This is a genomic window from Methyloversatilis sp. (assembly GCF_030698125.1).
GTDB lineage: Bacteria > Pseudomonadota > Gammaproteobacteria > Burkholderiales > Rhodocyclaceae > Methyloversatilis.
Window position 1 is genome coordinate 1 of sequence record NZ_JAUYNV010000021.1, and the last position, 2238, is coordinate 2238.

Annotated in this window: 1 protein-coding gene; it reads right to left on the bottom strand. The window is 61.7% G+C overall.

What is annotated here, in order from left to right; all coding sequences use genetic code 11:
- Positions 1 to 2010: PAS domain S-box protein (locus tag Q8Q80_RS09055; protein ID WP_305632602.1), on the bottom strand; the 2010-nt coding region annotated here is incomplete at its 3' end.
- Positions 2011 to 2238: the final 228 nt, after the last annotated feature.

A 2238-nucleotide genomic window follows, 5' to 3' on the forward strand; every position in this document is an offset into this window, starting at 1 on the left:
CTCTTCCGTGCGCGAACTCAGGTCACTGTTGCCCGCCGAAATCTCCCGCGCCGCCGTGTTGATCGCCTCCGTCGAATCCTTGATCCGACCCACAACCTCGCGCAGCTTGTCCACCGTCGTGTTCGTGTCCTCCTTCAACCGGCCGAACGTTCCCGCGTAATCGCGCTCGATCTTGCGGCTCAGGTCGCCTTGCGCCATCGCATTGAGCACCGAGGCAAGATCGGTCAGGCTGTCGGAAACTTGGGCCACCAGCCCGTTGAGTCCGTCGGAGAGCGCCTTGAAGAAGCCCTGCTTGCCGTCCGCCGACAGTCGCTTGCTGAAATCACCCCGACCCGCTGACTGCACGAGATCGGTCACTTCCCTTTCGATGACTTCCTCGTCCGTGCGATCGAGCCACTCGCCGACCGACCCCAGACGCTGCCCGGCTTCGTTGACAATCGGACTGGTGGTCAGCCGGTACAGGCGCCCGCCGATGACGATCTCGCTCTGCACCGTGGCGGACATACCTGCCAGCCGACGGCGTGCCGCTTCCGGATCGTCGTAGAACACCGTGATGTCGCTGCCGATGAAATGCTCGGCCGAGAACGTCGGCAGCTTCTTGCGGATTTCCGCTTCGGTGCGGCGCAAGGTGTCGAGCAGGGTCTTGTTGGCGTAGATGACGCGACCGTTGTTGTCGGCGATGCGGACATTCGTCGTGACGCTGTCGAGTGCCTCGCGGATGCGCAGGTTCTCGTTGGCGACCCGTCTTGCCTCCGCCATGTCGGCACCCAGCTTGATCTTCATCGATTTGGCCGCATCGAAGATGACAATCATTTCATCGCGGCGTGTGGTGTCTATCGTCACATCGAGCTGGCCGTCGGTCATCCGTTGCAGCATGGCGGTCACATCGTTGATCGGCCTGACAATGGCACGCATCAGCAGCCAGGCGCCCAGCGCGGCCAGCAGAAGGCCGCAAACCAGCAGCGCCGAAATGATGATGAAGGCGCGCGACGATTCGTCGCGGACACGCTGTATCTCGCCGCCGGCCACCCCGGTCTGCAGATTGATCAGTTCGCTGATCTTGCCGGAGATGGGATCGATGACCGGATACAATTCACTGACGGTGTAGGCCTTCAGCGCTTCCATGTCCTTGCTGCGCATGATCGCGGCCAGGCGTTCGATGGACGCATCGGCCGTGGCCATCAGCGGCGTCGCCTGAGCGACCAGGGCGGATTCATCGCTGATCATTTCGCTGGCGAGGTAGGCGTTCCAGTTTTTCTCGATCGCGTCGTTCGCCTGAGCCAGACTGCGTGAGCCTTCGGCGAAATCGATGTTGCCGTTGCGTACCTTGTGTGCCGTGTCGACGATGTTTACCGCATACATGTCGGCCACTGACTTGAGCTGTTGACTCGGCAGTACGCGATCGTGATACACCCCCTGCAGGATGGACTCGGTCAACTTCATTTCGTACATGCCGATGGCGGCAATGGCCGACATCATCAGACCAACGAAGCCGACGATGGCAAACATGCGGGCGCGGACGCTCAAGTCGGTAACGAAGCGCTTCGGCGAAAAACCTTTCCTGACGATCGCGCCATCACGCATGGCAAGCCCGGCTGCGTTGCCTTCGCGGAAGTCGCCATAGGCCTTTTCGACCGCATGGATCTGATCGCGCGTTGCGCGCGTGCGCACCGACATGTAACCCGAGATCGAGCCGCTCTCGAACAGCGGCGTGACGTTCTCGACCACCCAGTAGTGGTCGCCGTTCTTGCAGCGATTTTTCACCAGGCCGGTCCAGGGGCGCATCCCCGTCAGGCAGCGCCACATGTCTTCGAAGGCTTCCTTCGGCATGTCCGGATGACGCACGATGTTGTGCGGCTGGCCGATCAGTTCGGATTCCTCGAAACCGCTGATCTCCATGAAGTCGTGATTCACATAAACGATCAGACCCTTGCTATCGGTACGCGAAACGATGTTGTGGCGTTCGGTCACTTCGACCTCACGCTGGGTCACCGGCGAGTTCATCCTCATTCGTCTCTCCAGAATCTGTGCTGCTGACTGTGCTGCCGAACGTGCTTTTTCCCTGCTGCCGGGCGGGTCAGAACTCTTCCCACTCTTCCTCGTCGGCGATCACCGCCGCAGCCTGAACCCGCTTCACCTTGCCCGGTGCCCCACCCCGCGTGCGCGGCGGCACCGGGCCCGTGTTCGCCGCCTCGCGCTGCCTCAGCGACGCGCCATCGAACTGCATCCCTGCGCCAC